Below are 268 nucleotides of genomic sequence, written 5' to 3' on the forward strand. Positions count from 1 at the left end.
AGTATAACCTAATAACCATAACACAGAATGAAAAAAGAACCAGCATTAATTTGCTGGTTCTTAATCAAGTTAGGCTGTGTACTTAGCCAAAATAGCTTCTAGTTGGTGGGCTGGTGTGAAACCAGTCAAACGCTCAACCACTTCGCCATCTTTCTTAACAAGCAACGTTGGAATTGCCATGATACCGAACTCTTGTGCGGTTGCTGGGTTTTGATCCACGTCCATCTTGTTGAATGTTACTTCAGGCATTGTTTCGGCCACCGTCTCA

Annotated in this window: 1 protein-coding gene; it reads right to left on the minus strand. The window is 42.5% G+C overall.

What is annotated here, in order from left to right:
• Positions 1-69: 69 nt before the first annotated feature.
• Positions 70-268: thioredoxin family protein (locus WEIDD23_RS12545; RefSeq protein ID WP_197458920.1), on the minus strand; the 199-nt coding region annotated here is incomplete at its 5' end.

This window comes from Weissella sp. DD23 (assembly GCF_001579105.1).
Classification (GTDB): Bacteria; Bacillota; Bacilli; order Lactobacillales; family Lactobacillaceae; genus Weissella; species Weissella cibaria.